The sequence below is a fragment of the Pseudoalteromonas sp. AWH4_217 genome, assembly GCF_056161105.1.
The window spans coordinates 1-284 of record NZ_JBSWYM010000083.1 but is presented as its reverse complement, the minus strand read 5'-3'; the positions used below and the strand labels follow the sequence as shown (position 1 = coordinate 284).

1 protein-coding gene is annotated in these 284 nt (G+C 48.6%); it reads left to right on the top strand.

Annotated features, from left to right (window positions below; all coding sequences use genetic code 11):
• A partial coding sequence (locus tag ACXAH1_RS24770; RefSeq protein ID WP_475200338.1) for a hypothetical protein occupies nt 1–195 on the top strand: 195 nt, incomplete at its 5' end.
• Nucleotides 196–284 lie beyond the last annotated feature (89 nt).

Here is a 284-nt window from a genome sequence, read left to right as displayed (position 1 = left end):
ATTTCTGACGAAGTGTCATGTATTTCTCCATTCAAACAGATCTACACTACCGTCATCCCGCACTTGATGCGGGATCTACCAACAGACCACACCGTACGTATGACGAATACACCGAAACAAACCTACTCAGCACCGAAAAACAGGTTTAAATGGATCCCGCATCGCGTGCGGGATGACAATGGAGTTGCTGTTTGAGGTGTGGTAGAGCAGGGTAAACCTGGAGCCGCTGCAGGAAAGCCACACTTTACGTGTAGTAAATACGCCGGCTCAAACATACTCCTTGC